This is a genomic window from Rhizobium sp. 01N424 (genome assembly GCF_056399485.1).
Genome location: NZ_JBFTRK010000007.1, coordinates 100,382 through 122,768 on the forward strand (window position 1 = coordinate 100,382; position 22,387 = coordinate 122,768).

Annotated in this window: 22 protein-coding genes; 6 read left to right on the plus strand and 16 right to left on the minus strand. The window is 59.9% G+C overall.

Features of this window, described 5'->3' with window-relative positions:
• Window positions 1-176: 176 nt before the first annotated feature.
• Window positions 177-1,466 carry a citrate synthase gene (gene gltA / locus AC1DNK_RS18350; protein WP_112388116.1) on the plus strand — a complete coding sequence of 430 codons (1,290 nt, stop codon included), beginning with the start codon at window positions 177-179 and terminating at the stop codon, window positions 1,464-1,466.
• 31 nt (window positions 1,467-1,497) lie between these two features.
• On the opposite strand, the gene lpxB is transcribed toward gltA, so the two are convergent.
• From lpxB to AC1DNK_RS18425, 15 genes are all read right to left on the minus strand, one after another.
• Window positions 1,498-2,688 carry a lipid-A-disaccharide synthase gene (gene lpxB / locus AC1DNK_RS18355; RefSeq protein WP_477942646.1) on the minus strand — a complete coding sequence of 397 codons (1,191 nt, stop codon included), beginning with the start codon at window positions 2,686-2,688 and terminating at the stop codon, window positions 1,498-1,500.
• Window positions 2,673-3,554, minus strand: coding sequence for an LpxI family protein (locus AC1DNK_RS18360; protein ID WP_477942648.1), 882 nt, complete (start codon window positions 3,552-3,554; stop codon window positions 2,673-2,675). Before AC1DNK_RS18360 ends, lpxB begins: the two co-directional genes overlap by 16 nt.
• A gap of 2 nt (window positions 3,555-3,556) precedes the next feature.
• On the minus strand, window positions 3,557-4,375 hold the full coding sequence (gene lpxA / locus AC1DNK_RS18365) for an acyl-ACP--UDP-N-acetylglucosamine O-acyltransferase (protein WP_477942650.1): 819 nt from the start codon (window positions 4,373-4,375) through the stop codon (window positions 3,557-3,559).
• Window positions 4,372-4,839, minus strand: coding sequence for a 3-hydroxyacyl-ACP dehydratase FabZ (fabZ, locus tag AC1DNK_RS18370; RefSeq protein WP_112388112.1), 468 nt, complete (start codon window positions 4,837-4,839; stop codon window positions 4,372-4,374). Before fabZ ends, lpxA begins: the two co-directional genes overlap by 4 nt.
• The gene (gene lpxD, locus AC1DNK_RS18375) at window positions 4,832-5,896 is read right to left on the minus strand and encodes a UDP-3-O-(3-hydroxymyristoyl)glucosamine N-acyltransferase (protein WP_477942878.1); all 1,065 of its coding nucleotides are present in this window, start codon (window positions 5,894-5,896) and stop codon (window positions 4,832-4,834) included. Before lpxD ends, fabZ begins: the two co-directional genes overlap by 8 nt.
• Window positions 5,897-5,944: 48 nt before the next feature.
• On the minus strand, window positions 5,945-8,287 hold the full coding sequence (gene bamA / locus AC1DNK_RS18380; RefSeq protein WP_477942880.1) for an outer membrane protein assembly factor BamA: 2,343 nt from the start codon (window positions 8,285-8,287) through the stop codon (window positions 5,945-5,947).
• A gap of 195 nt (window positions 8,288-8,482) precedes the next feature.
• Complete coding sequence (gene rseP, locus AC1DNK_RS18385) at window positions 8,483-9,616, minus strand: RIP metalloprotease RseP (protein WP_310299115.1); 1,134 nt, start codon at window positions 9,614-9,616, stop codon at window positions 8,483-8,485.
• A 28-nt stretch (window positions 9,617-9,644) separates the two neighbouring features.
• On the minus strand, window positions 9,645-10,481 hold the full coding sequence (locus AC1DNK_RS18390) for a phosphatidate cytidylyltransferase (RefSeq protein ID WP_112518619.1): 837 nt from the start codon (window positions 10,479-10,481) through the stop codon (window positions 9,645-9,647).
• On the minus strand, window positions 10,481-11,224 hold the full coding sequence (locus tag AC1DNK_RS18395) for an isoprenyl transferase (RefSeq protein WP_112388108.1): 744 nt from the start codon (window positions 11,222-11,224) through the stop codon (window positions 10,481-10,483). Before AC1DNK_RS18395 ends, AC1DNK_RS18390 begins: the two co-directional genes overlap by 1 nt.
• A gap of 34 nt (window positions 11,225-11,258) precedes the next feature.
• Window positions 11,259-11,819: a ribosome recycling factor gene (gene frr / locus AC1DNK_RS18400; protein WP_112388107.1), complete on the minus strand. Its 561-nt coding sequence runs from the start codon at window positions 11,817-11,819 to the stop codon at window positions 11,259-11,261.
• A 53-nt stretch (window positions 11,820-11,872) separates the two neighbouring features.
• Complete coding sequence (gene pyrH / locus AC1DNK_RS18405; RefSeq protein ID WP_112388174.1) at window positions 11,873-12,595, minus strand: UMP kinase; 723 nt, start codon at window positions 12,593-12,595, stop codon at window positions 11,873-11,875.
• Between the two features lie 95 nt (window positions 12,596-12,690).
• Window positions 12,691-13,617, minus strand: a complete 927-nt coding sequence (gene tsf / locus AC1DNK_RS18410) for a translation elongation factor Ts (protein WP_477942653.1) — start codon at window positions 13,615-13,617, stop codon at window positions 12,691-12,693.
• A 239-nt stretch (window positions 13,618-13,856) separates the two neighbouring features.
• Entirely contained in the window at window positions 13,857-14,624 is a 768-nt protein-coding gene (gene rpsB / locus AC1DNK_RS18415) for a 30S ribosomal protein S2 (protein WP_112388105.1), read from the minus strand.
• Between the two features lie 209 nt (window positions 14,625-14,833).
• Window positions 14,834-15,541 carry a pentapeptide repeat-containing protein gene (locus tag AC1DNK_RS18420; RefSeq protein ID WP_477942655.1) on the minus strand — a complete coding sequence of 236 codons (708 nt, stop codon included), beginning with the start codon at window positions 15,539-15,541 and terminating at the stop codon, window positions 14,834-14,836.
• A gap of 48 nt (window positions 15,542-15,589) precedes the next feature.
• Window positions 15,590-16,429 (minus strand): cell envelope integrity EipB family protein, encoded by an 840-nt coding sequence (locus AC1DNK_RS18425; protein WP_112388104.1) that lies wholly within the window; start codon window positions 16,427-16,429, stop codon window positions 15,590-15,592.
• Between the two features lie 136 nt (window positions 16,430-16,565).
• Here AC1DNK_RS18425 and AC1DNK_RS18430 point away from each other — a divergent pair, with 136 nt between their 5' ends.
• From AC1DNK_RS18430 to AC1DNK_RS18450, 5 genes are all read left to right on the plus strand, one after another.
• A complete protein-coding gene (locus AC1DNK_RS18430) occupies window positions 16,566-17,033 on the plus strand; it encodes a RidA family protein (RefSeq protein ID WP_477942657.1) in 468 nt (155 codons plus the stop codon).
• A 1-nt stretch (window position 17,034) separates the two neighbouring features.
• Window positions 17,035-17,754 (plus strand): glycerophosphodiester phosphodiesterase, encoded by a 720-nt coding sequence (locus AC1DNK_RS18435; RefSeq protein ID WP_477942659.1) that lies wholly within the window; start codon window positions 17,035-17,037, stop codon window positions 17,752-17,754.
• Between the two features lie 78 nt (window positions 17,755-17,832).
• Window positions 17,833-19,023 (plus strand): GNAT family N-acetyltransferase, encoded by a 1,191-nt coding sequence (locus tag AC1DNK_RS18440; protein ID WP_477942661.1) that lies wholly within the window; start codon window positions 17,833-17,835, stop codon window positions 19,021-19,023.
• 51 nt (window positions 19,024-19,074) lie between these two features.
• Entirely contained in the window at window positions 19,075-19,503 is a 429-nt protein-coding gene (locus tag AC1DNK_RS18445) for an HIT family protein (RefSeq protein ID WP_477942663.1), read from the plus strand.
• 25 nt (window positions 19,504-19,528) lie between these two features.
• Entirely contained in the window at window positions 19,529-19,819 is a 291-nt protein-coding gene (locus AC1DNK_RS18450) for a Dabb family protein (protein WP_477942664.1), read from the plus strand.
• 69 nt (window positions 19,820-19,888) lie between these two features.
• On the opposite strand, the gene clpA is transcribed toward AC1DNK_RS18450, so the two are convergent.
• Window positions 19,889-22,384 carry an ATP-dependent Clp protease ATP-binding subunit ClpA gene (gene clpA / locus AC1DNK_RS18455; RefSeq protein ID WP_477942666.1) on the minus strand — a complete coding sequence of 832 codons (2,496 nt, stop codon included), beginning with the start codon at window positions 22,382-22,384 and terminating at the stop codon, window positions 19,889-19,891.
• Window positions 22,385-22,387: the final 3 nt, after the last annotated feature.

The window sequence follows — 22,387 nt, forward strand, 5'->3', positions numbered from 1 at the left end:
ATCATCGGCTTCCGCTATGCGTTTACAGCATCGCAGGAGTGCCTAAAAGTTGATACTGCGATGCACAAAATGGCGTCACGGTAACTTGGCATTAGGCGCGCTATCATATAGCAATCTGAGCGGACGCTTAACCCTATGGCGCTTTTATGGCGCCGCCGCCAATTTGGAGGATCAGAATGACGGATCAAAGCGCAACAATCAAAATCGGCGACAAATCCGCCAATCTTTCCGTAAAGAGCGGAACGATTGGGCCTGATGTCATCGATATCGGCGCACTCTACAAGAACACCGGTTCCTTCACGTACGATCCTGGTTTTACCTCGACCGCATCCTGTGAATCGAAGATCACCTACATCGATGGCGATGAAGGCGTTTTGCTGCACCGCGGCTATCCGATCGAGCAGCTGGCCGAGCACGGCGACTTCCTCGAAGTCTGCTATCTGCTGCTCTACGGCGAACTGCCGACCGCTGCGCAGAAGAAGGACTTCGATTACCGCGTCACGCACCACACCATGGTGCATGAGCAGATGAGCCGCTTCTTCACCGGCTTCCGCCGCGATGCACACCCGATGGCCGTCATGTGCGGCTGTGTCGGCGCCCTGTCGGCCTTCTATCACGACTCGACCGACATCACCGATCCGCATCAGCGCATGGTCGCTTCGCTGCGCATGATCGCCAAGATGCCGACGCTGGCCGCCATGGCCTACAAGTATCACATCGGTCAGCCCTTCGTTTACCCGAAGAACGACTTGGACTACGCGTCGAACTTCCTGCGCATGTGCTTTGCTGTCCCTTGCGAAGAGTACACGGTCAATCCGGTTCTCTCGCGCGCCATGGACCGCATCTTCATCCTGCATGCCGACCACGAGCAGAACGCTTCGACCTCGACCGTTCGTCTCGCCGGCTCTTCAGGTGCAAACCCGTTCGCCTGCATCGCGGCCGGCATTGCCTGCCTCTGGGGTCCTGCCCACGGCGGCGCCAACGAAGCGGCTCTCAACATGCTTTCGGAAATCGGCTCCGTCGATCGTATCCCTGAATATGTTGCCCGCGCCAAGGACAAGAACGATCCGTTCCGCCTGATGGGCTTCGGTCACCGCGTCTACAAGAACTACGATCCGCGCGCCAAGATCATGCAGAAGACGACGCATGAAGTTCTCGGCGAACTCGGTATCAAGGACGATCCGCTTCTCGAAGTGGCGATGGAACTCGAGCGCATCGCGCTAACCGACGAGTATTTCATCGAGAAGAAGCTCTACCCGAACATCGACTTCTATTCGGGCATCACGCTGAAGGCTCTCGGCTTCCCCACGACCATGTTCACGGTTCTCTTCGCTCTCGCCCGCACCGTCGGCTGGATCGCGCAGTGGAACGAGATGATCGAGGATCCGCAGCAGCGTATCGGCCGCCCGCGCCAGCTCTATATCGGCGAAGCGGAGCGCAACTACGTTCCGGTCTCCAAGCGCTAGGCGCCTGTATCGGTGAAACAAAAAAACCCGGTCATTTCTGACCGGGTTTTTTCTTGTCCAGAGTCTCGAGAACGACCTCGGCCGCCTTTTGTCCTGGCGGTTTGTCCGTCTGCATGCGCTGCCAGACGAGATCGAAGCCCGAGCTCATCGCGCGGCGCTGCAGCGTATCCGCCGACAGTCGCTCCATCCATCGCGACAGGCTGCCGCCGCGGACAACCTCGTTGATATATTCAGGCACGACCGCGTAGTCGGCGATCAGGTTCGGAATGGCAGCCGTCCAGGTCTTGATGCGGCCCGTCAGCAGCTTCATGATCCAGTCGATCTTGTAGGCCGACACCGTCGGCACGCCGGCGAGCCCCAGCTCCAGGATCACCGTTCCGGATGCGGCCATCGCTGCGTCGGCTTCGGCGAAAGCCTGCCACTTCGCCTCGCTGCCGACAAGGATCTCCGGCTTCACCGGCCAATCCTTGATCATCTCGCGCACCTGCGCCTCGCGCCTCGCAACGGTAGGCAACATGAACCGCATCTCGCCGTTGCGCGAGACAAGCTCATTCACTGCATCGCCGAAATGCGGCAAAAGACGGTTGATCTCCGAGGCCCTCGAGCCCGGGAGCAACATGATCGACTTGACGGCGGGCTGGGCAGCGTTTGCCCTTGCGCTGCGCGCGTTTCGTGTCGCGATGAGATCCTGATCTGCCGTCAGCCGGTGGCCGACATAGGTCGTCGGCGGCCCGCCGAGTTCCTTCATCACGCCGGGCTCGAATGGCAGGACCGCCAGAACATGATCGACATATCCCAGCATGCGTTGTGCGCGGTATTCCTTCCACGCCCAGACACTCGGACAGACATAGTTGACGACAGGCAGATCCGGGAGAGCCGCGCGTACGCGTTTGGCGACGCGATGGGTAAAGTCGGGACTGTCGATGATGACGAGAACATCAGGCTTGGCGGCGATGATTGCCGCCGTGGTCTGGCGGATCAGCCTGTAAAGCGTCGGCAGCTTGGCGAGCACCTGGCTGATGCCCATGATCGACAGTTCGGAATAGTCGAACAGCGATTTCAGGCCCTGGGCTTCCAGCGCCTCGCCGCCGACGCCGAAAAGCTCGACCGGGCCGTTATGGATCTTTTTCAGAGCGGCGATCAGATCGCCGCCCAGTAGGTCGCCGGAGACTTCTCCGGCAATGATGCCGATTTTCAGACTGGTGCTCACGTCAGCCCCCATCCAGGCAAGCCGCGGTCGATGCCGCACACGAAAAGGCCAGCCTGATCCGCCGCAGCGATCATCTCATCTCTCTCCAGAATCAGTGCCCTGCCCGCCTCGACGGCGACGCCTGCAAGACCGGCTTTTTGTGCATTGGCAATTGTCGATACGCCGATCGATGGCAGATCGGCGCGCAAATCCTGTTGCGGCTTGCAGAGCTTGACGAGGACGCCCTTGCGGCGCGCCGATATCCGCCCTGTACCCCGCAGCGATGCGACCCGCTCCAGCATGCCGTCGGTACCTTCGGGTCCCTCGAGCGCGACGACGCGTCCACCCACAGAGACGGCACCCTGCCCGACATCCAGCAATCCCAGGGCATTGGCGGCCTCGGCAGCCTTCAGCATGTCGGAGATATCGTCCTTGCCCGGCGCCACCGCACCGAGAGAGCCGACAGAAGCCAGGAGATCAGGTGCGATTTCCTGAGCGCCGATCACGCGGCGGCCGTTATTTTCGATGAGCTTGATGACCATCTGCAGCACGGTGTCATCACCGCCGGAGATCAATGTCCTGACGACCGACGGGATCTTGACGATGGACTTCCAGGTCGGGCGTATTTCCCGCCATTCCGGCCGGCGGCGAACGCCACCGGACATTACGACGCGGCGAATGTCATGCTTGCTGAAGATAGCTTCGAGTGCGGAGACATCGCCGACGCCGATGACGGCATGGTCGTAGCCCTGCCAGGAACGGTCAACTTCGCCCTTCAACGAGATCACGAAGGGCTCATCGCCGGCAGCTCGCGCTGCCTGAGCGACGTAAGCCGGCAAAAGGCCGTTTCCAGCGATGATCGCAAGACGGCCCTTCGCGGTGTCGCCGGAAACGGACACGCTCAGCCTTTCTGTCCCCGCGTCGGCGAAGACAGCGCCCGATCGCTCTCGGCGGCAATGAAATCGAGGATTTCGACAACCTGAGGGCAATCATCATATTCGGCGCGGATTGCGGCTGCGTTATCGCGAACCGAACCGGAGCCTTCGAAAATTGCCTTGTAGGCGCGCCGTACGGTGTGAATGACAGCGCGATCAACGCCGGCACGCGTCATGCCGACGACGTTCAGGCCGCCGAGCAGCCCCGGATTGCCGTTCAGCATGCCGTAGGGAATGACGTCGTAGCTGACGGCGGAGAGGCCGCCGACAAAGGCCTGGCGGCCGACACGCGTGAACTGATGCACCGCCGAACCGCCGCCGAGAATGACGCGATCTTCGATCGTCACGTGACCTGCAAGCATGACGTTGTTCGACATGATGACATTGTTGCCAACACGGCAATCGTGGGCAACATGCGAATTGGCGAGGAACAGATTGTTGTCGCCGACGATGGTCTTGCCGCCGAAATCGCTGGTGCCGGTATTGATCGTCACACCTTCGCGCATCGTGCAATTTTCGCCGACGGTCAGCGTCGTCTCTTCACCGGCGTGATGGACGCTTTGCGGATCACCACCGATGACGGCCATAGGAAACACCCTCGAACCCTTGCCGAGGATGCTCCGGCCGGTGACGATGGCATGGGGATGAAGCTCGACATTGTCATGAAGCGTCACCTTCGGACCGACATAGGCGAAGGGACCGATGGTCACGTTCTCACCGACGACGGCGCCGTCTTCAACGACGGCCATCGGGTGAATGCGGGCGCTGGCGGCAACCGTGCTCATGCCTTGTCCTTGCGTAGGATCATTGCACCGATATCGGCTTCCGCGGCCAGGTTGCCATCAACCTTGGCGTCACAGTGGAACTTCCAGATATTGCCGCGCTGCTTCAGCTTCTTGACGTGAAATTCGACGCGATCGCCGGGGATGACAGGCTTGCGGAAGCGGGCATTGTCGATCGTCATGAAGTAGACGAGATTGCCGCTCGTGCCATCCTTGCGCGCACAGATCGCGCCGGCCGTCTGGGCCATGCCCTCGACCAGAAGCACGCCAGGCATGATCGGCGAATCGGGAAAATGGCCGGTAAATTGCGGTTCGTTGGCCGTGACGTTCTTGATACCGATCGCGGAATCGTCACCGTCGATCTCGATGATCCTGTCGACCATCAAGAAGGGATAGCGGTGCGGCAGGAGCTTCATGATCTCGATGATGTCTGCCGACGAAAGAGAAGCCTTTGCTTCTTCAGTCATTCTTGTCTCCCGTTTTGTTCGCCCGTGCCGCCGAACGTGCCATGATCTCGGCAGATTCGCGCAGGAAGTGCTTGATCGGCCTGGCCGGAATGCCACCATAACGCTCGCCGTCCGGAATGCTTTGTACCACACCGCTCTTGGCAGCGATCTGAACGCCGTTGCCAATGGTAATATGGCCATTAATCCCGGTTTGACCACCGATCTGCACACCATCGCCGATCACAGCACTGCCGGCGATGCCAACCTGTGAAACAACCGCGCAGTGACGGCCGATCTTCACGTTGTGGCCGATCTGCACCTGATTGTCGATCTTGGTGCCTTCACCAATGACCGTGTCGTCCATCGTACCGCGGTCGATCGTCGAGTTAGCGCCGATCTCGACATTGTCCTGAATGATGACACGGCCGATCTGAACGATCTTGATCATGCCACGCGGGCCCGGCGCATAGCCGAATCCATCCTGGCCGATACGTGCGCCATTGTGGATGATGACGTGATTGCCGAGAAAAGCACACAGCACGCTCGCGCCGCTGGCGATCGAACAATTGCGGCCGATCTTGACACCGGGGCCGATGATCGCACCCGCTCCGATCCGGGTGCCCGAACCGATTTCGACACCGGCGCCGATGACAGCCAAAGGCTCGACGATGACGCCGGCTTCCAGCTTGGCGGTCGGATCGACCACGGCGCCAGTGCCGATGGCGCTGTCAACCGACATGGATGGCAATGGCTGCAGAGCCGACGGATGCAAATATCCGCCAGCCATTGCAAATGCTGCGTGAGGATTTTTTGAGACGAGCGCCGGTATATGCGCCGGGATTGCAGACAGCAAAGCCGGATCGCACAGAACAGCCGATGCCTCGCATGTTTCCAGCTCGGCCCGGCTCCTGCGCGAAATCACATAACAGATGTCACCAGCCTTGGCGCGGCTCACAGGAGCCACGGAATGAATGATGACGTCAGCCTTGGACGAATCGGGAAGTTCTGCCCCGAGATATTGAGCGAGCTCAGAGAGCTTCACCCCATCCCGAGGCTTAAAGAACGAATTTTGCTCCATCGGCAATGCTCCAGAACGGAATTCCAGTATGGTTCCGGACTGCCGATATCAGAATTGGTTGTTGATGCCAAACTTGAAGTACTGCGTCTTGTCGTAGTCCTTCTTGACGACCGGGATCGCATAGTCGACGCGAAGTGCACCGAAAGGCGACTGCCAGATCAGGCCAAGGCCGACGGAAGCCCGCAGAGCTGCGTTATCACCATCGACAGTAAGACCAGAAACATCAACATCGTTGCCGAAAAGCGTACCCGCATCCGCAAAGACTGCGCCACGCAGACCAAAGTCACGCGGGAAGCCTGGCATCGGGAACGAAGCCTCAGCAGAGACCGTGAAATAGGTCGTACCACCAAGCGGATCGTCTGGCTGGGATCCGCCCATCCGCGGACCGATGCCCTTGTTTTCAAAGCCGCGAATATCGCTGTTGCCCAGGGTGAACTGGTCAAAGATATTCAGGTTCTTGTCGAAACCAACAACATAGCCAGCGCCTGCCGCGAGCGAACCGATGATGTCTGCATCGTCAGCAAGCAGATGATAATAGCGGGCCTTGCCGTAGACCTTATAGAACTGCGAGTCGCCGCCGAGACCAGCGATTTCGTTGGTCAAGGTTGCGTAGATACCTTCACGCGGCAACGTCATATCGTCGAGCGTGTTGTAGGTAAAAGTCTGCGAGATCGACGACTTGATCCAAGGACCGTTATTGACCAGATCCTGATAGGGTATCGACAGATCGCTCAAATCACTGCCGCTGGAGTCGTAGTCCATCCGCTTGAAGTTGTAGCGGAAAGTCGAAGCCAGGTCTTCGGTGATCGGCGCTGTTGCGCGCAGCACAAGGCTGTCTTCGGTGTAGTCGTAGTTGTCGTTGCTCGAGGTTTCGCTGTGGTTCAGGTCGAAACCGGTCGCAAGACGATAGCCGAGGAAGTAGGGCTCGGTGAAGCTCAGGCCGTAGCTCTGCGATCCTTCGAGACCGCCACCTGCCGAAACCTTGATGTACTGGCCGCGGCCGAGGAAGTTCTTTTCTTCGATCGAGGCTTCGAGAATGAGGCCGTCGCCGCCTGCAGCGTAGCCGGCGCCGATACCGAACGAACCGGTCGACTGATCCTGAACATCGACGACAACGACGACGCGGTCAGCGGCACTGCCCGGCTGCGTCGAGATGTTGACGGACGAGAAGAAGCCAAGCGCTTCAAGGCGGCGCTTCGCCTTGGTGATCATCTGCTGGTTGAAGGCGTCGCCTTCGGAGACGTCGAACTCGCGGCGAATGACGTAATCGCGCGTGCGGCTGTTGCCGCGGATTTCGATGCGCTCGATATAGGCGCGCTCGCCCTGGTCGACGAGATATTCGACGCCGATCGTGTTGTTGCCGAGGTCGCGGTTACCGCGCGGCGTGACACGGGCGAAGGGATAACCTGCCGAAGCAACCTGGTCGGAGATGGCTTCCATCGACTGCTGAACGCTCTTGGCGCTATAAACCTCGCCTTCGTGCGTCTTGACGAGACCCTGCAACTGTTCGCCGCTGACACCATCGACCGTCGACTGGACCGTAACAGGACCAAAATTGTAGCGCGGACCTTCTTCGATGTTGAAGGTGAGCGTGTACTTGTTTGTGGTTTCGTCGAACTGAGCGTCGGACGAGACGACCTTGAAGTCGGCATAGCCACGGTTGAAGTAGAACTGGCGCAGCGCCTCTTCGTCGGCGTGCAGCTTGTCTTCGTTGTAAACGTCCTTGCGCGTCAGGAACGACAGGAAGTTCGAACGCTTCGTCGAGATGACAGCAGCCAAGCGGCCGGCGCTGTAAGCGTTGTTACCAACGAAGTTGATGGAATCGATCTTGGTGCGGTCACCTTCGTCGATGACGAAAGCAAGGTTCACGCGGCCTTCGCCAAGCGGAACGACCTGCGTCGTGACGTTGACTTCGCTACGGCCGGTGGCAGCGTAAGCTTCCTTGATAGCGGCGATGTCAGCCTGGATCTGCGCATCATTGTATGGGCCGGAGGCGTGCGTGCCGACAACGGAGGCCAGCTTGTCGTCCTTGACCTTGCGGTTGCCGTTGAAGACGACCTGGTTGACGAGTTGGGCTTCCTGAACCTGTACGACGAGCGTGCCGCCGGAGACGGAAATCTTGACGTCGGAGAAATAGCCAGTGCCGTAGAGCTGCTTCACCGAGTCGTCGATGTCGGTGTTGGAGAAGCTCTTGCCTGGTGCGATGGTCAGGTTGGAACGCACAGCCTCAGCACCGACGCGGCTTGCCCCGCGTACATCGATGCGCTGAATGACTGCGGCCTCAGCCGCCCCCGCAGAGATGATTGTAATGACACCTGCGCCGGAAGCCACAACACTTGCAGACAGCGCAACCGCCGATACTGCGTTCAAAAATCTTGAACCAGCCTTCATTTCACCCATTACCTTTTTTCTCGTCCCCGTCGCCGGGAGAACCCGATTCCGGCCACGTGTGTCGTTTTACCCGCTTTTGACATACAAGCAAGGTAGCAAGTTAATTTCTGTTTACTTCATTTCGAAGCGTGACCCATTCGCCACTACAGCTTTGAAACATCGTAAATAAACGGTAATTTTCCCTCACCGCACGCGCTATCCAATTAGCGCGCTTATGTCATTCCAGGTGGCAAAAACCATTAGCGAAAGCACCATAGCCAGGCCGATGCGAAATGCAATTTCCTGAGCCGAGGACCCCAAAGGTTTTCCCCTCACCGCTTCAATCGCATAGAACATCAGATGCCCGCCATCAAGTACCGGTACAGGCATCAGGTTAAGCAATCCAATAGAGACGGACAATACTGCTGCGAGTTGCAGCAAAGCAGCAACGCCGAGCGTCGCCATCTGGCCGGAGGCCTGAGCGACGCGGATCGGGCCGCCCAGCTGATCGGGCTTCATGTAACCGGCGAACAGGTTGCCGATATACTTGAACGTACCGGTGACGATATGCCAGGTCTGAATCGTACCCTCTTTCAGGGCAGCGACCGGCGTATAGGTCTGGACGCGGAAATGGCCGACTTCCTGATTGGTGACGATACCGATCAGGCCGATCTCGATCTTGTTGCCGAACTGGTCGGTCATGTCGGTGCGCTTCGGCACCATCGGCAGGTCCAGCTTTTCGCCATTGCGCTCGATGCTGACGACGATCTTCTGCTCCGGACGGATGCTGACGTAGCGGCGCACGTCATCAAATGTCTCGACCTTGCCGCCGTCGATGGCGATCAACAGGTCGCCCGGCAATATACCGGCTTCAGCAGCCGCACTTTCGGGCTTGACCTCGGCAACGACCGGATCGGCGACCGAGCGGCCGTAGATCGAAAACAGCACGGTAAAGATGGCGATTGCCAGAATGAAATTGGCGATCGGACCGGCGGCCACGGTCGCGGCCCGTTTCCAGAGCTTGGCGCCTGCGAAAGACCGCGCCCTGTCCTCTTCGGACATGGCATTCAGAACGCTGGTATCCGGCTTGCTCGATGCATCCTCGTCGCCGAAGAACCGCACGTAACCGCCGAGCGGAATGGCGGAGATCTTCCAGCGCGTGCCATGACGGTCGCTGAAGCCGATGATCTCAGGGCCGAAGCCGACAGAAAAAGCCAGGATGCGGATGCCGCTCCAGCGGCCGACGAGATAGTGCCCCATCTCGTGCACGAAAACGAGCAGCGAGAGAACAAGGACGAAGGGGATGATATACCCCGTCAGGAAGCCGAATATTCCGGTCAAGCCTTCCATAAGTTTCTTCCGCCGCCTTTCCGCGAATTCAAAGTCCGAACAACGCCGCGCCAAGCGGCGCTGCTGTGCCGCCTCTTATCAATGAAAAACACGTCGCAAGCAAGAAAGCCGCAAAGCAGGCGAAAATCAGGCCATCGACGCGGTCCATGACGCCGCCATGTCCCGGAATGAGACGGCTGGAATCCTTGACGCCGAAGCGGCGCTTGATGAAGGATTCGAAGAGATCTCCGGCCTGGCTGCAGACCGACAGGATGAACGCGACCGCAGCGGCGACCAGCCAATCGGCCTCAGGCACCAGGAAATAGGCAATCAGGCTGCCAGCGATCACAGCAGAGACCGCGCCGCCCATCGCGCCCGACTGGGTCTTTCCGGGAGAAATCTTCGGCGCCAGCTTCGGCCCGCCGATTGCCCGGCCAACGAAATAAGCGAGGATATCGGTCGCCCAGACCACGGCAAACAGGAAAAGCATGGCATGCAGGCCGCCGGTATCGGCGCCACGGATCTCGGCCAGGGCAATGCCCGTCAGCCCGGCATAGACGACACCTGCAGGAAACCAGCGGCTGACGCCCCGCAGCAGCGTGAAGCCGATGGCGACGATGAAAACCGCCAGGAGAAGTCCGAGGGCCCAATCGAAGCGGCCAAGGAGGATTGCGAGGGCGATAGCACCCTGCCCGGCCCAGCCTGCGGCATTGGCAACCGGCTGCTCGACGCTAAGGCGGGTGATCGTCGACCATTCATAGTAGATCAGCAGCCCGATCAGCGCCGACAGCGCCTGAAACGCCAAGCCACCGTACCAGGTCGCCGCAAGCACGATGATGGCAAGGATGATGCCCGAGATGATGCGAAGCTTCAGTTCCTGCTGCATCAAGTACCCACTGCCGCGGCTTGCGACGACAGTCCGCCGAAGCGGCGGTCGCGGGCGGCGTATTTCTCAAGCGCCGAATAGAACAGCTCGCGTCCGAAATCCGGCCAGTATTCCGGCACGAAGATCAGCTCGGAATAAGCGGCCTGCCAGAGCAGAAAGTTGGACAGCCGCTCTTCGCCACTGGTGCGGATGATCAGGTCAGGGTCGGGAATCCCCGCCGTATCGAGCCGGGCATTGATCAGCGCTGGCGTAATGTCCTGCGTCCGCAGACGGCCGGCTTCGACGTCCTTGGCAAGGCTGACCATGGCTCTCGCCATCTCGTCGCGCGAGCCGTAGTTGAAAGCGATGACCAGCGTCAGTGCAGTATTGTTGCTGGTCGTCTCTTCGGCTTCGAGCAGCAGGTCGAGAATGTCGCTGCGCAACGTGTGGCGGTCGCCGATGATGCGGATGCGGACATTCTCCGAGTGAAGCTCGGCGAGATCGCGACGGATGAAGGCCTTGAGAAGGCCCATCAGGTCGGAAACCTCGGCCTCCGGCCGGCGCCAGTTTTCGGACGAAAATGCAAAAAGGGTCAGATACTTGATGCCAGCGTCACCGGCAGCGCGGACGGTCGCACGAACCGCCTCCACGCCCTTGCGGTGCCCCATGGCGCGCGGCAAGCCGCGTTGCTTGGCCCAACGGCCGTTGCCATCCATGATGATGGCAACATGTTCTGGCATGCTCACGAATGCTGGTTCCGACATTTCCCGTCCGGTCTCTTGGGGCGCAGGCGAAAGCCTAGACCTGCATGATTTCCTTTTCCTTCTCGGCAAGCAAGCGATCGATTTCGGAAATCGTCTCATCCGTCATCTTCTGCACACGATCGGATTGCGCCCGGCTTTCATCCTGGCCAATGACACCGTCCTTTTCGGCTTTCTTAAGGCCGTCCATGCCGTCGCGGCGAACATGGCGAATCGCCACCTTGCTCTTTTCGGCATAGTCGTGAGCAACCTTGACCAGCGACTTGCGGCGCTCTTCGTTGAGCTCAGGCAGCGGAATGCGGAGATTCTGGCCATCGACGATCGGGTTGAGACCGAGGTTCGATTCGCGGATCGCGCGGTCAGTGGCGCCGACCATCGACTTGTCCCAGACGGAAACCGACAGCATGCGCGGCTCGGGAACGGTGATGTTGGCAACCTGGTTCAGGGGCATGCGCGAACCATAGGCTTCGACGGTGACCGGATCCAGAATATTGGCCGAGGCACGGCCGGTGCGCAGCGATGCGATATCGCTCTTGAATGAGGAAACTGCGCCATCCATGCGGCGCTTGATTTCCTTGATGTCGATGCCTTCGCTCATAGTCATGCTCCCGTCTCAGTCGGAATCGCGCCGTGTTTGCGGCGCCGTCTTTGTCAGTTGTCGGATACGATGGTCTTGAGACCACCGCCCGTCAAGATTTCAGCGAAACCGCCCTTTTCGTGGATCGAGAAGACGATAATCGGAATGGAATTTTCGCGGGCAAGCGCGACGGCTGCCACGTCCATGACCGCGAGGCCCTTGTCGAGCACTTCCTTGTGGGTCAGGCGGTCAAAGCGCGTCGCATCCGGAACCTTCTTCGGATCAGCCGAATAGATGCCGTCAACCTGCGTGCCCTTGAAGATCGCTTCTGCGCCCATTTCGGCGGCGCGCAATGCTGCAGCCGAATCGGTGGTGAAGAAGGGATTGCCAGTACCGCCGGCGAAAATCACCACGCGGCCAAGCGACAGGTGATAGAGCGTCGCGCGCTGGGAGAAGCTTTCACAGATCTCCGGCATGGCGATAGCCGACAGCACCACGGTGTCGATATTCAGCTTGCGTAGCGAGGTCGCCAGCGCCAACGCGTTGATGACGGTTGCGAGCATCCCCATGTGGTCGCCGGTCACCCGGTCGCCACCCTTGGAGGCTACGGCAACGCCGCGAAAAATATTGCCGCCGCCGACAACGACGCCGACTTCAACGCCCATATGGCGGGCTTCCGCGATATCGGAAGCAATGCGGTCCGCAACCGCTACGTCGATGCCAAAACCCTGGCTGCCCATGAGGGCTTCGCCGGAAGCCTTGAGTAGAACGCGTTTGTAGACAGGCTCTCGCGACATCTTGGCTCCTCGTTTATCACCGCTGACTGCCGGATACACGAAGGGCATCGCGTTGTCACGCGATGCCCTTGCGTTTTCACATGTAAGAGAGGCTATCAGCCCTTGGCGACAGCGGCGACTTCGGCAGCGAAGTCGCTCTCTTCCTTTTCGACGCCTTCGCCGAGCAGGAGACGTGCCATGCCGACGACTTCGATCTTGGCGCCAGCTTCCTTTTCGGCAGCCTGGACAGCAGCACCGACCGTCAGGTCAGGGTTGATGACGAAAGCCTGCGAGAGAAGAGCAACTTCTTCGAAGAACTTGCGCATGCGGCCCTCGACCATCTTTTCGATGATCGCTTCCGGCTTGCCGGATTCGCGGGCCTGTTCGATGAAGACGTTGCGTTCGCGCTCGGCGACAGCAGCATCGACTTCTTCAGAACGGATGGCGAGCGGGTTGGTCGCAGCGATGTGCATGGCAACCTGGCGGCCGATCGACGTCAGGACAGCCTTGTCGCCTTCCGACTTCAGCGCGACGAGAACGCCGAGCTTGCCGATGCCGTCGCCGGCAGCGTTGTGGATGTAGGTGGCAACAACGCCGTGCTCGACTTCGAGCTTGGCAGAGCGGCGCAGCGTCATGTTCTCGCCGATGGTGGCGATCGCGTCCTTGATGGTGTCGGTAACCGGCTTGCCGGATGCCGGGTAGGTCGCAGCCGCGATGGCTTCAACCGTGCCGTCGGTCGCAAGCGCAACGCTGGCGATACCGCGAACGAGGTCCTGGAAGGCGTCGTTACGGGCAACGAAGTCGGTTTCCGAGTTGAGCTCGACGACAACGGCTTTGTGGCCAGCGCCGGCGATGGCGATCAGGCCTTCAGCAGCAGCGCGGCCAGCCTTCTTGTCAGCCTTGGAGATGCCCTTGGCGCGGAGCCAGTCGATCGATGCTTCGATGTCGCCGTTGTTTTCGAGCAGCGCCTTCTTGCAGTCCATCATGCCTGCGCCAGACTTTTCGCGCAGTTCCTTCACCAGTGCAGCCGTAATCTCGGTCATAAGCTTCCTCTTTGTCGGTTCAACGGTGGCCCGCGAAACGCGTGCGGCACCGGATTGAGGCACGAAATGTACCTGTATGTATGACAGCGTGATGAATGACGCGCCATAACGAAACATGTCAGGCAATGGCGGATGCCTTTGCCTGAAAAGGTCAAGGCCGCCGGAACTTCGCAAAGTCTCGCGCGGCCTTTTCCCAATTCAGTCAAGCTGAGCGGACCGCAAGATCCGCCGCTTGTTTATCAGGCCTGAGCCGTCTCATCGAGCGCCGGCTCGGCCGGAGCTTCGAAGGAAGCGCCGAGGTCACGGCCAGACGAGCTCTGCTGACGCGCAATGCCATCGAGGGCAGCGCGAGCAATCAGGTCGCAGTAGAGAGCGATGGCGCGCGACGCGTCGTCGTTACCCGGGATCGGGTAGTCGATGAGGTCCGGATCGCAGTTCGAGTCGATGATGGCGACGACCGGGATGCCGAGGCGCTTGGCTTCGTCGATCGCGATCTTTTCCTTGTTGGTGTCGATGATGAACATCAGGTCCGGCGTGCCGCCCATGTCCTTGATACCACCGAGGGCCTTGTCGAGCTTTTCGCGCTCGCGCTCAAGGTTCAGACGTTCCTTCTTGGTGAAGCCGGAGGCGTCGCTGGAAAGGATTTCGTCGAGCTTGCGCAGGCGCTGGATCGAGTTGGAGATCGTCTTCCAGTTGGTCATCATGCCGCCGAGCCAACGCGAGTTGACGTAGTACTGAGCGGAACGCTTGGCCGAGTCAGCGATGAGCTCGGAAGCCTGACGCTTGGTGCCAACGAACAGAACGCGGCCGCCACGAGCAACCGTGTCGCTGACAATCTGCAGAGCGCGCGACAGCATCGGAACGGTCTGAGCCAGGTCGATGATGTGGATGTTGTTACGATCGCCGAAAATGTACGGCTTCATCTTCGGGTTCCAGCGGTGCGTCTGGTGGCCGAAGTGGACGCCTGCTTCGAGGAGCTGGCGCATAGAGAAATCGGGCAATGCCATGCCTTGTTATCCTTTTCCGGTTGAACCTCCGCAAGGCGAACAGCATCCTCTTCGAGAATGCCACCGGGCGGAACAATCCGGATTTCTCCCGGACAATCCCATGCCTTACGTGTGGAATGCGGGTGCCCTTACAGTCGATTCACCTCGATTGCAAGGGTTTCTCTGAAAAAACCGACGCCCCGAGATCTGAGCGCCGGGCCTTACCGGCATCAGTTGGGCTCTGCGGGGCACGGCCAATCTGTGGGAGCCTTCAGCCCCGAGGGCAGCTTCGTCGTGGCGTCGCCGCATGCGAGATCGATCTGCGCCTGTTCCAGTCCGGTCGCAGTCGAAAGGTCGACACCTTCGATGCGCGTCAGATACATGAAGGCGCGGTCGAAACTGACCTTTCCGCCAAGCGTCGCGCCGACCAGATTGGCGCGCGACAGGTTTGCCAGCGCGAACTTGGATTCGCTGAGCGTCGCCTTCGCGAAGTTGGTGCGGCCAAGCTCGGCCTTCTCGAAGCTGGCGCCTGACAACTGTGCACCGGTGAAATCGGCACGCTGCAACTCGGCCGCGGCGAAGGATGCCTTCTGCGCCGATGCGCTCTGGAAGACCGAGCGATAGGCTTCGATCTTGTCGAATTTCGCACCGTCGGCCTTGGCATTCTCGAGCCAGGCGCGGATCAGGGTCGCCTTTTCGAAATTGGCTGATGTGAGGTTGGCGCCCTTGAGGCTCGTTTGCGACAGGTCGGCATCGGCCAGGTTGGCGCCTTCGAAGTCGCTCGATTCGAGCATAAGGTTTTTCTTGTTGCAATTGCTCCAATCAACGCCGGACGCTGGCGTCTCGCCGCAATCGGCAGCAAATGCCGGCATGGCTGCGCAGAAGGCTGCGAGCGCAATGACCGAAGAAGCAAGCATTTTCACTGGCATGCAGGTCATGCCATCCTCCCCCGGAAAAAGACCTGCCGCGTCGAAGCGGCTATTCAGCTACTTACAGGTCTCGGGCTTCTTGTCGAGCATTTCCAGCTTCGCGAGCTTGCCGGTCAGGACGAAATCGCCGTAGTCCATGGTGAGATCGCGGGTAATGCCGTTCTCGTAGAGCTTGAACGACATCCGGTAGACAGGCAAGGCATCCGTCTTGCTGTTCTCGTTGAAGTAGGAAATCGTCACAGGCCAGAAAGCCTGCTTGGCGAAGGCGCCGGCATTGCCGGCATCGGCCTCGTCGCCCGCCTTGGGGCTGATCTGCTTGCCGACGACGGTCGTCGTCGCCAGCGCCTTGTCGCCATCATCGGATCCGTCGAAGACGCGGGCCTCAAAGAAGCGTTTGCCGGACTTGGCGTTCTCGATCACGTCGAGCATGTGTTCCGTAGGGAAGCGGCTTTCCGCCAGCTGCAATTCCTTCGTCTGCGGGCTCGTCAGGTCGACGGTCACGCCATTCGGCTTGTCGCTTGCCGCGCCGTTGACTTCCTTGTCCAACTGGTCGTCGGTGAAAGACTTGGTCTCGAAGGTGAATTTGCGGTCCTTGATGTTCTCGAAGGTCTTGGTCTGCTGGTCGCTGACCCGGGTGTTTTCTCCGGTATCGATCTGCGTCACGAAGCGGAAATTGGTGGTGAAGCCTTCGCAGTAGCTGCCGTTAAACTCATAGACCATGCGGCCGGACATGCCGGCGATGCCTGAACGTTCGGATGCGTCCTTGAGTTCGAGATCATAGATCGCGCGATGCGCCACGAGGCCCGACGCGATCGCAGCGCCCGCCGCGGGCGCGGCGGCTAGGGCCGGTGCGGAAACGCTTGCGATAAGCAGAGCGGCAAGACTCGATCGGAACATCCATTATCTCCTGTTGGACTCGGCCGCGATGTTATAAGAACGCTTTCGGCCAAATCGAGGCTGGAAGCTGTCATACGCAACATTCTAGTCTTGATGCATAATTTTTGAAGCATTGACAATGAAAGTGGAGGCGAAAATGTCCGACCAGATTGCCGCAAAACTCAAGGAAATGGGGATAACCCTGCCGCAAGCCGCTGCTCCGGCTGCCAATTATGTTCCCTATGTGATCAGCGGCGGCCTTCTCTACATTTCCGGCCAGCTCCCCATGGAAGGCGGCAAGGTCGCCGTCACCGGCCATCTCGGCAGGAATGTCGACGTTGCCGCGGGTCAGCGCGCCGCTGAGCTTTGCGCCATCAACATCCTGGCGCAGGCCAGTGCCGCACTCGGCGGCGACCTCGGCCGTATCAAGCGCGTCATCAAGCTCAACGGCTTCGTCGCTTCCGCACCTGAATTCGTCGAGCAGCACCTCGTCATCAACGGCGCATCCAACCTGATCGCCAATGTTCTGGGTGACGCCGGCAAGCATGCGCGCGCTGCCGTCGGCATGGCGGCGCTGCCGTTCAACGCCGCCGTTGAAATCGATGCCATCATGGAAATCGCATAACATGACCTCCGCCGCCTGGATCAAGGAACTGCCAGTCGCTCACCGCGGCTATCACGACACCAACAAGTTCGTCTGGGAAAACACGCTGACGGCGTTTTCGCGCGCCGTCGAGGCGGGTTTCGCCATCGAGTGCGATCTGCATTATGCCTCCGACGGCGTTCCGATCGTTTTCCACGACGAGAATCTCGAGCGCCTCTGCAACATGCCGGGCGATATCCGCGAGCGGACCTCCAAGGAGCTCGGCCTGCTCTCCGTCGGCGGCACCGCCGACAAGATCCCGACGCTTAAGCAGCTGCTCGATCTCGTGCAGGGCAAGGTTCCGCTGGTGCTCGAGCTCAAAGGCCGTGAAGCCGATGACGAGGGCTTTGCCGAGACGGTGCTCGAAGTGCTGGAAGGTTACCAGGGCAAGGTTGCGCTGATGAGCTTCGACCACTGGCTGCTGCGCGACCTGAAGGAACTGAAGGCGCCCTACCCCGTCGGCCTGACGGCTGGCGGCAACAAGCCGGAGGAATTCGAGGTTCACGAGAAGGCGATGGCGCTCGGCCTCGACTTCATCTCCTATTTCTTCGCCGATCTGCCGAACCCGTTCATCTCCGGCCAGCGCGACAAGGGTATCCCTGTGATCACCTGGACCGTGCGCGACGAGAAGGCCCGCAAGCATACATTCGAAAATGCCGATCAAATGACTTTTGAAGGCTTTGATCCCCGCGCTTCGGTTTGATGCTCGCTTTTTGGACAAGATCATGCGCAGACTGGAAGGGAGCCACTTTCCTCCCCCAACGGCCTCGTCTTTTGCTCCATGACTGATGAACTATCGATCCGCGTCGAACGGTCCTTTACCGCGATTTCCCCGGAGAGCTGGTCACGGCTTTCCGGGACATCGAAAACGGCAAACGCCGTCCCCTACAATCCGTTCCTATCTCACGCCTTTCTCTCCTCGCTTGAGGAATCGGGCTCTGCAACAGCAGAGACTGGATGGCTCGGCCATCACCTGCTTCTGGAGACGGAAAAGGGCGAGCTGATCGGCGCCCTGCCCGGCTATCTCAAGAACCATAGCCAGGGCGAATATGTCTTCGACCATGGCTGGGCGGATGCCTTCGAGCGCGCCGGCGGGCGCTATTATCCGAAGCTGCAATGCTCGATCCCGTTCACGCCGGCAACCGGCCCGCGGCTGCTCGTTGCCGAGGGTTTTGAGCGGCGTCCGGTTCAGAGCGTGATTGCCGAGAGCCTGAAGGAAGTCGTGCGTCAGCTCGGCGTCTCCTCTGCGCACGTCACCTTCGTGCCCGAGGATGAGATCTCGGTCTTCGAGACCGACGGCTATCTCCATCGCACCGACCAGCAGTTTCACTTCATCAATGACGGCTATGCCGATCACGACACTTTCCTGGAAACGCTGGCGTCACGCAAGCGCAAGGCACTGAAGAAGGAACGGCGCGCAGCACTGGAAAACGGCATCAGCATAGACTGGCTGACCGGCAGCGACCTGACCGAACGGATATGGGACCAGTTCTTTTCCTTCTACATGGATACCGGCAGCCGCAAGTGGGGCCGGCCCTATCTGACCCGTGAATTCTATTCGCTGATCGGCCAGCGGATGCCCGATGATATTCTGCTTGTCATGGCGAAGCGCGAGGGGCGCTACGTGGCGGGCGCCATCAACTTCATCGGCGGCGATACGCTCTACGGCCGCCACTGGGGCTGCATCGAGGATCACCCCTATCTGCATTTCGAGGTCTGCTATCATCAGGCGATCGATTTCGCCCTCGCCAAGGGCCTGAAGCGCGTCGAGGCCGGAGCGCAGGGCGAGCACAAGCTCGCCAGAGGTTACCTGCCGGTGACAACGCATTCCGCCCACTATGTCGCCCACGCCGGTCTGCGCCGGGCGATCGCCGATTATCTCAAGCGCGAGCGTGAGGATGTCGAGCACATGAACGAAATCCTCACCGACCACAGCCCGTTCCGCAAGGGAGAGCGGCAGCAGGAGGATTGAAGCACTCGCCGTCACCGCGCTACCCGATTGCAAACACGAGGAGATTTCACCATGACCAGCGCCGCCTATGACGACAACAACATCTTCGCCAAGATCCTGCGCGGCGAAATCCCGTCGCACCGGGTCTATGAAGACGATCATACGGTGGCCTTCATGGACGTGATGCCGCAGGCACCTGGCCACGTCCTTGTCGTTCCCAAGGCTCCGTCCCGCAACATTCTCGACGCAGATCCTGCCGCGCTGTCTCAGGCCATCGCTGTCGTCCAGAAGATCGCGAATGCGGTTCAGGATGCCTTCGATGCCGACGGCGTCTTCGTCTGCCAGTTCAACGAACCGGCCGCCGGACAGACCGTCTTCCACCTGCACTTCCACGTTATCCCCCGCCATGACGGCGTGGCGCTGAAGCCGCATTCCGGCACGATGGAAGACGGCGCGGTGCTGGCTGCGAATGCAGAAAAGATCAGGGCCGAGCTCCCCTGAGCCGCTGCAAAACCTGGAGACAAAGATGATCCGTCATACGGTGGCATTCCGCCTGAAGCATCCGGCCGGCTCGGCAGAAGAGAAGGCATTCCTCACAGAGGCACTGACGCTTGCCGCCATCCCGAGTGTGCGCAATTTCGAGCAGCTCCGGCAGACCAGCGGCAAGAACGCCTTCACCTTCGGCTTCTCGATGGAATTCGAGAACCAGGCTGGCTACGACGCCTATAATGTCCACCCGGCGCATACAGCTTTCGTGCGCGACCGTTGGATGCCCGAGGTCGAGGACTTTATGGAGATCGACTACACGCCGCTCTGAAACACGCATCGGCAGACGCAAAAAAGGCCGCATCACTGCGGCCTTTTTCAATTCACCATGCGGTGACGATCAGCTCTTGCGCGGAACCTTCGGAACCGTGCTGCTCTTCTTCGGCGCCGCCTTCACTTCAGGCTCGGCTTGGGCCTTGGCCTTCTTGACCGTTGCCTTCTTCGGCTTGGTCTTCAGCTCGCCATCATCCTCGCCATCGGCGTCGGGATGGATGACCTCAGCCTCTGGCTTCGGCTTGATCGGCGCCAGTTCCGAGACGGAATTGAGCACGATGCCTGGCTTTCCGTCTTCCTTCGGACCGACGGTGACGGAAACGACGCCGCCCTTCTTCAGCTTGCCGAAGAGGATTTCGTTCGCCAGCGGCTTCTTGATGACGTCCTGGATGACGCGAGCCAGTGGGCGGGCGCCCATCTTCTCGTCGTAACCCCGTTCCGCCAGCCAAGCGATCGCATCCTCGTGCAGGTCGAAGGTCACATTGCGTTCGGAAAGCTGCGCTTCCAGCTGCATGATGAACTTCTGGACGACCTTGTGGATGACAGCCGTCGGCAGCGATGCGAACGGAATGATCGCATCCAGACGGTTGCGGAACTCCGGTGTGAAGAGGCGGTTCAGCGCTTCCTCGTCTTCGCCCGACCGCTTGGACGAGCCGAAGCCGAAGGCAGCCTTTGCCATTTCAGATGCGCCCGCATTGGTCGTCATGATCAGGATGACGTTGCGGAAGTCGATCTTCTTGCCGTTGTGGTCGGTCAGCGTACCGTGGTCCATTACCTGCAACAGGATATTGTAGATGTCAGGGTGCGCCTTCTCGATTTCGTCGAGAAGAACCACGCAATGCGGATGCTGGTCGACGCCGTCGGTCAGAAGACCGCCCTGGTCGAAGCCGACATAGCCGGGAGGTGCACCGAGCAGACGCGAGACCGTGTGCCGCTCCATGTATTCCGACATGTCGAAGCGCAGTATCTCGACGCCGAGCGACGATGCAAGCTGCTTGGCAACCTCGGTCTTGCCGACGCCTGTCGGGCCGGAGAAGACGTAGGAGCCGATCGGCTTGTTCGGTTCGCGCAGGCCGGCACGCGCCAGCTTGATCGCGGTTGACAGGGCTTCGATCGCCGTATCCTGGCCGTAGACCACCGAGCGCAATTCCTGCTCAAGATTAGCAAGAACGGCTTCGTCATCCTTCGACACGGTCTTCGGCGGGATGCGAGCCATCGTCGCGATCGTCGCTTCGATCTCCTTTTCGGTGATCAGCTTGCGGCGGCGCGAGGGCGGCAGCAGCATCTGCGCTGCACCCGTCTCGTCGATGACGTCGATCGCCTTGTCCGGCAGCTTGCGGTCCGAGATGTAACGGGCCGACAGCTCGACAGCCGACTTGATGGCGTCGTTCGAATAACGCAGGTGGTGATATTCTTCGAAATAAGGCTTCAGGCCCTTCATGATTTCGATCGCATCGTCGATCGACGGCTCATTGACGTCGATCTTCTGGAAGCGGCGAACCAGAGCCCGGTCCTTCTCGAAGAACTGGCGATACTCCTTGTAGGTGGTCGAACCGATGCAACGGATCGCACCGGACGACAGAGCAGGCTTCAGCAGGTTCGACGCATCCATGGCGCCGCCCGAAGTGGCGCCCGCACCGATCACGGTGTGGATTTCGTCGATGAACAGCACGGCGCCCGGATATTCCTCGAGCTCCTTGACGACTTGCTTCAGACGCTCTTCGAAGTCGCCGCGATAGCGGGTGCCGGCGAGCAGCGTGCCCATATCGAGCGAGAAGATCGTCGCGTCGGCGAGCGCTTCCGGAACCTTGCCTTCGACGATGCGCTTGGCGAGGCCTTCGGCGATTGCGGTCTTGCCGACGCCAGGGTCACCCACGTAGAGCGGGTTGTTCTTCGAACGGCGGCACAGAACCTGGATCGTGCGGCTGACTTCGGCGTGGCGGCCGATCAGCGGATCGATCTTGCCGGTCTTGGCCTTCTCGTTGAGATTGACGCAATAGGCCTTCAGCGCATCCTGCTGCTTCTTGCCGGCTGTATCGTCTTCGGCGCCGCCGCGCGATGCGCTCGGCTTGCTCTCGGATTCATCCTCGGCACCGCGCGGGGTGCGGCTTTCCGACGAGCCCGGCCGTTTGCCGATGCCGTGCGAGATGTAGTTGACCGCGTCGTAGCGGGTCATCTCCTGCTCCTGCAGGAAATAGGCGGCATGGCTTTCGCGTTCGGCAAAAATTGCGACGAGGACGTTTGCCCCCGTCACTTCTTCGCGGCCCGACGACTGGACATGGATCACGGCACGCTGGATGACGCGCTGGAAGCCGGATGTCGGCTTGGAGTCCTCGTCATAGCCGGTGACCAGATTGGAGAGTTCATTGTCGATATACTCGATCAGCGTCTTGCGGAGCGCGTCGAGATCGACGTTGCAGGCACCCATGACCGCGGCCGCATCGGAGTCGTCGACAAGGGCGAGCAGCAGATGCTCGAGCGTCGCATATTCGTGATGCCGCTCGTTGGCAAAGGTCAGTGCCTGATGGAGCGCCTTTTCTAAGCTAGGCGAAAATGTTGGCACGTT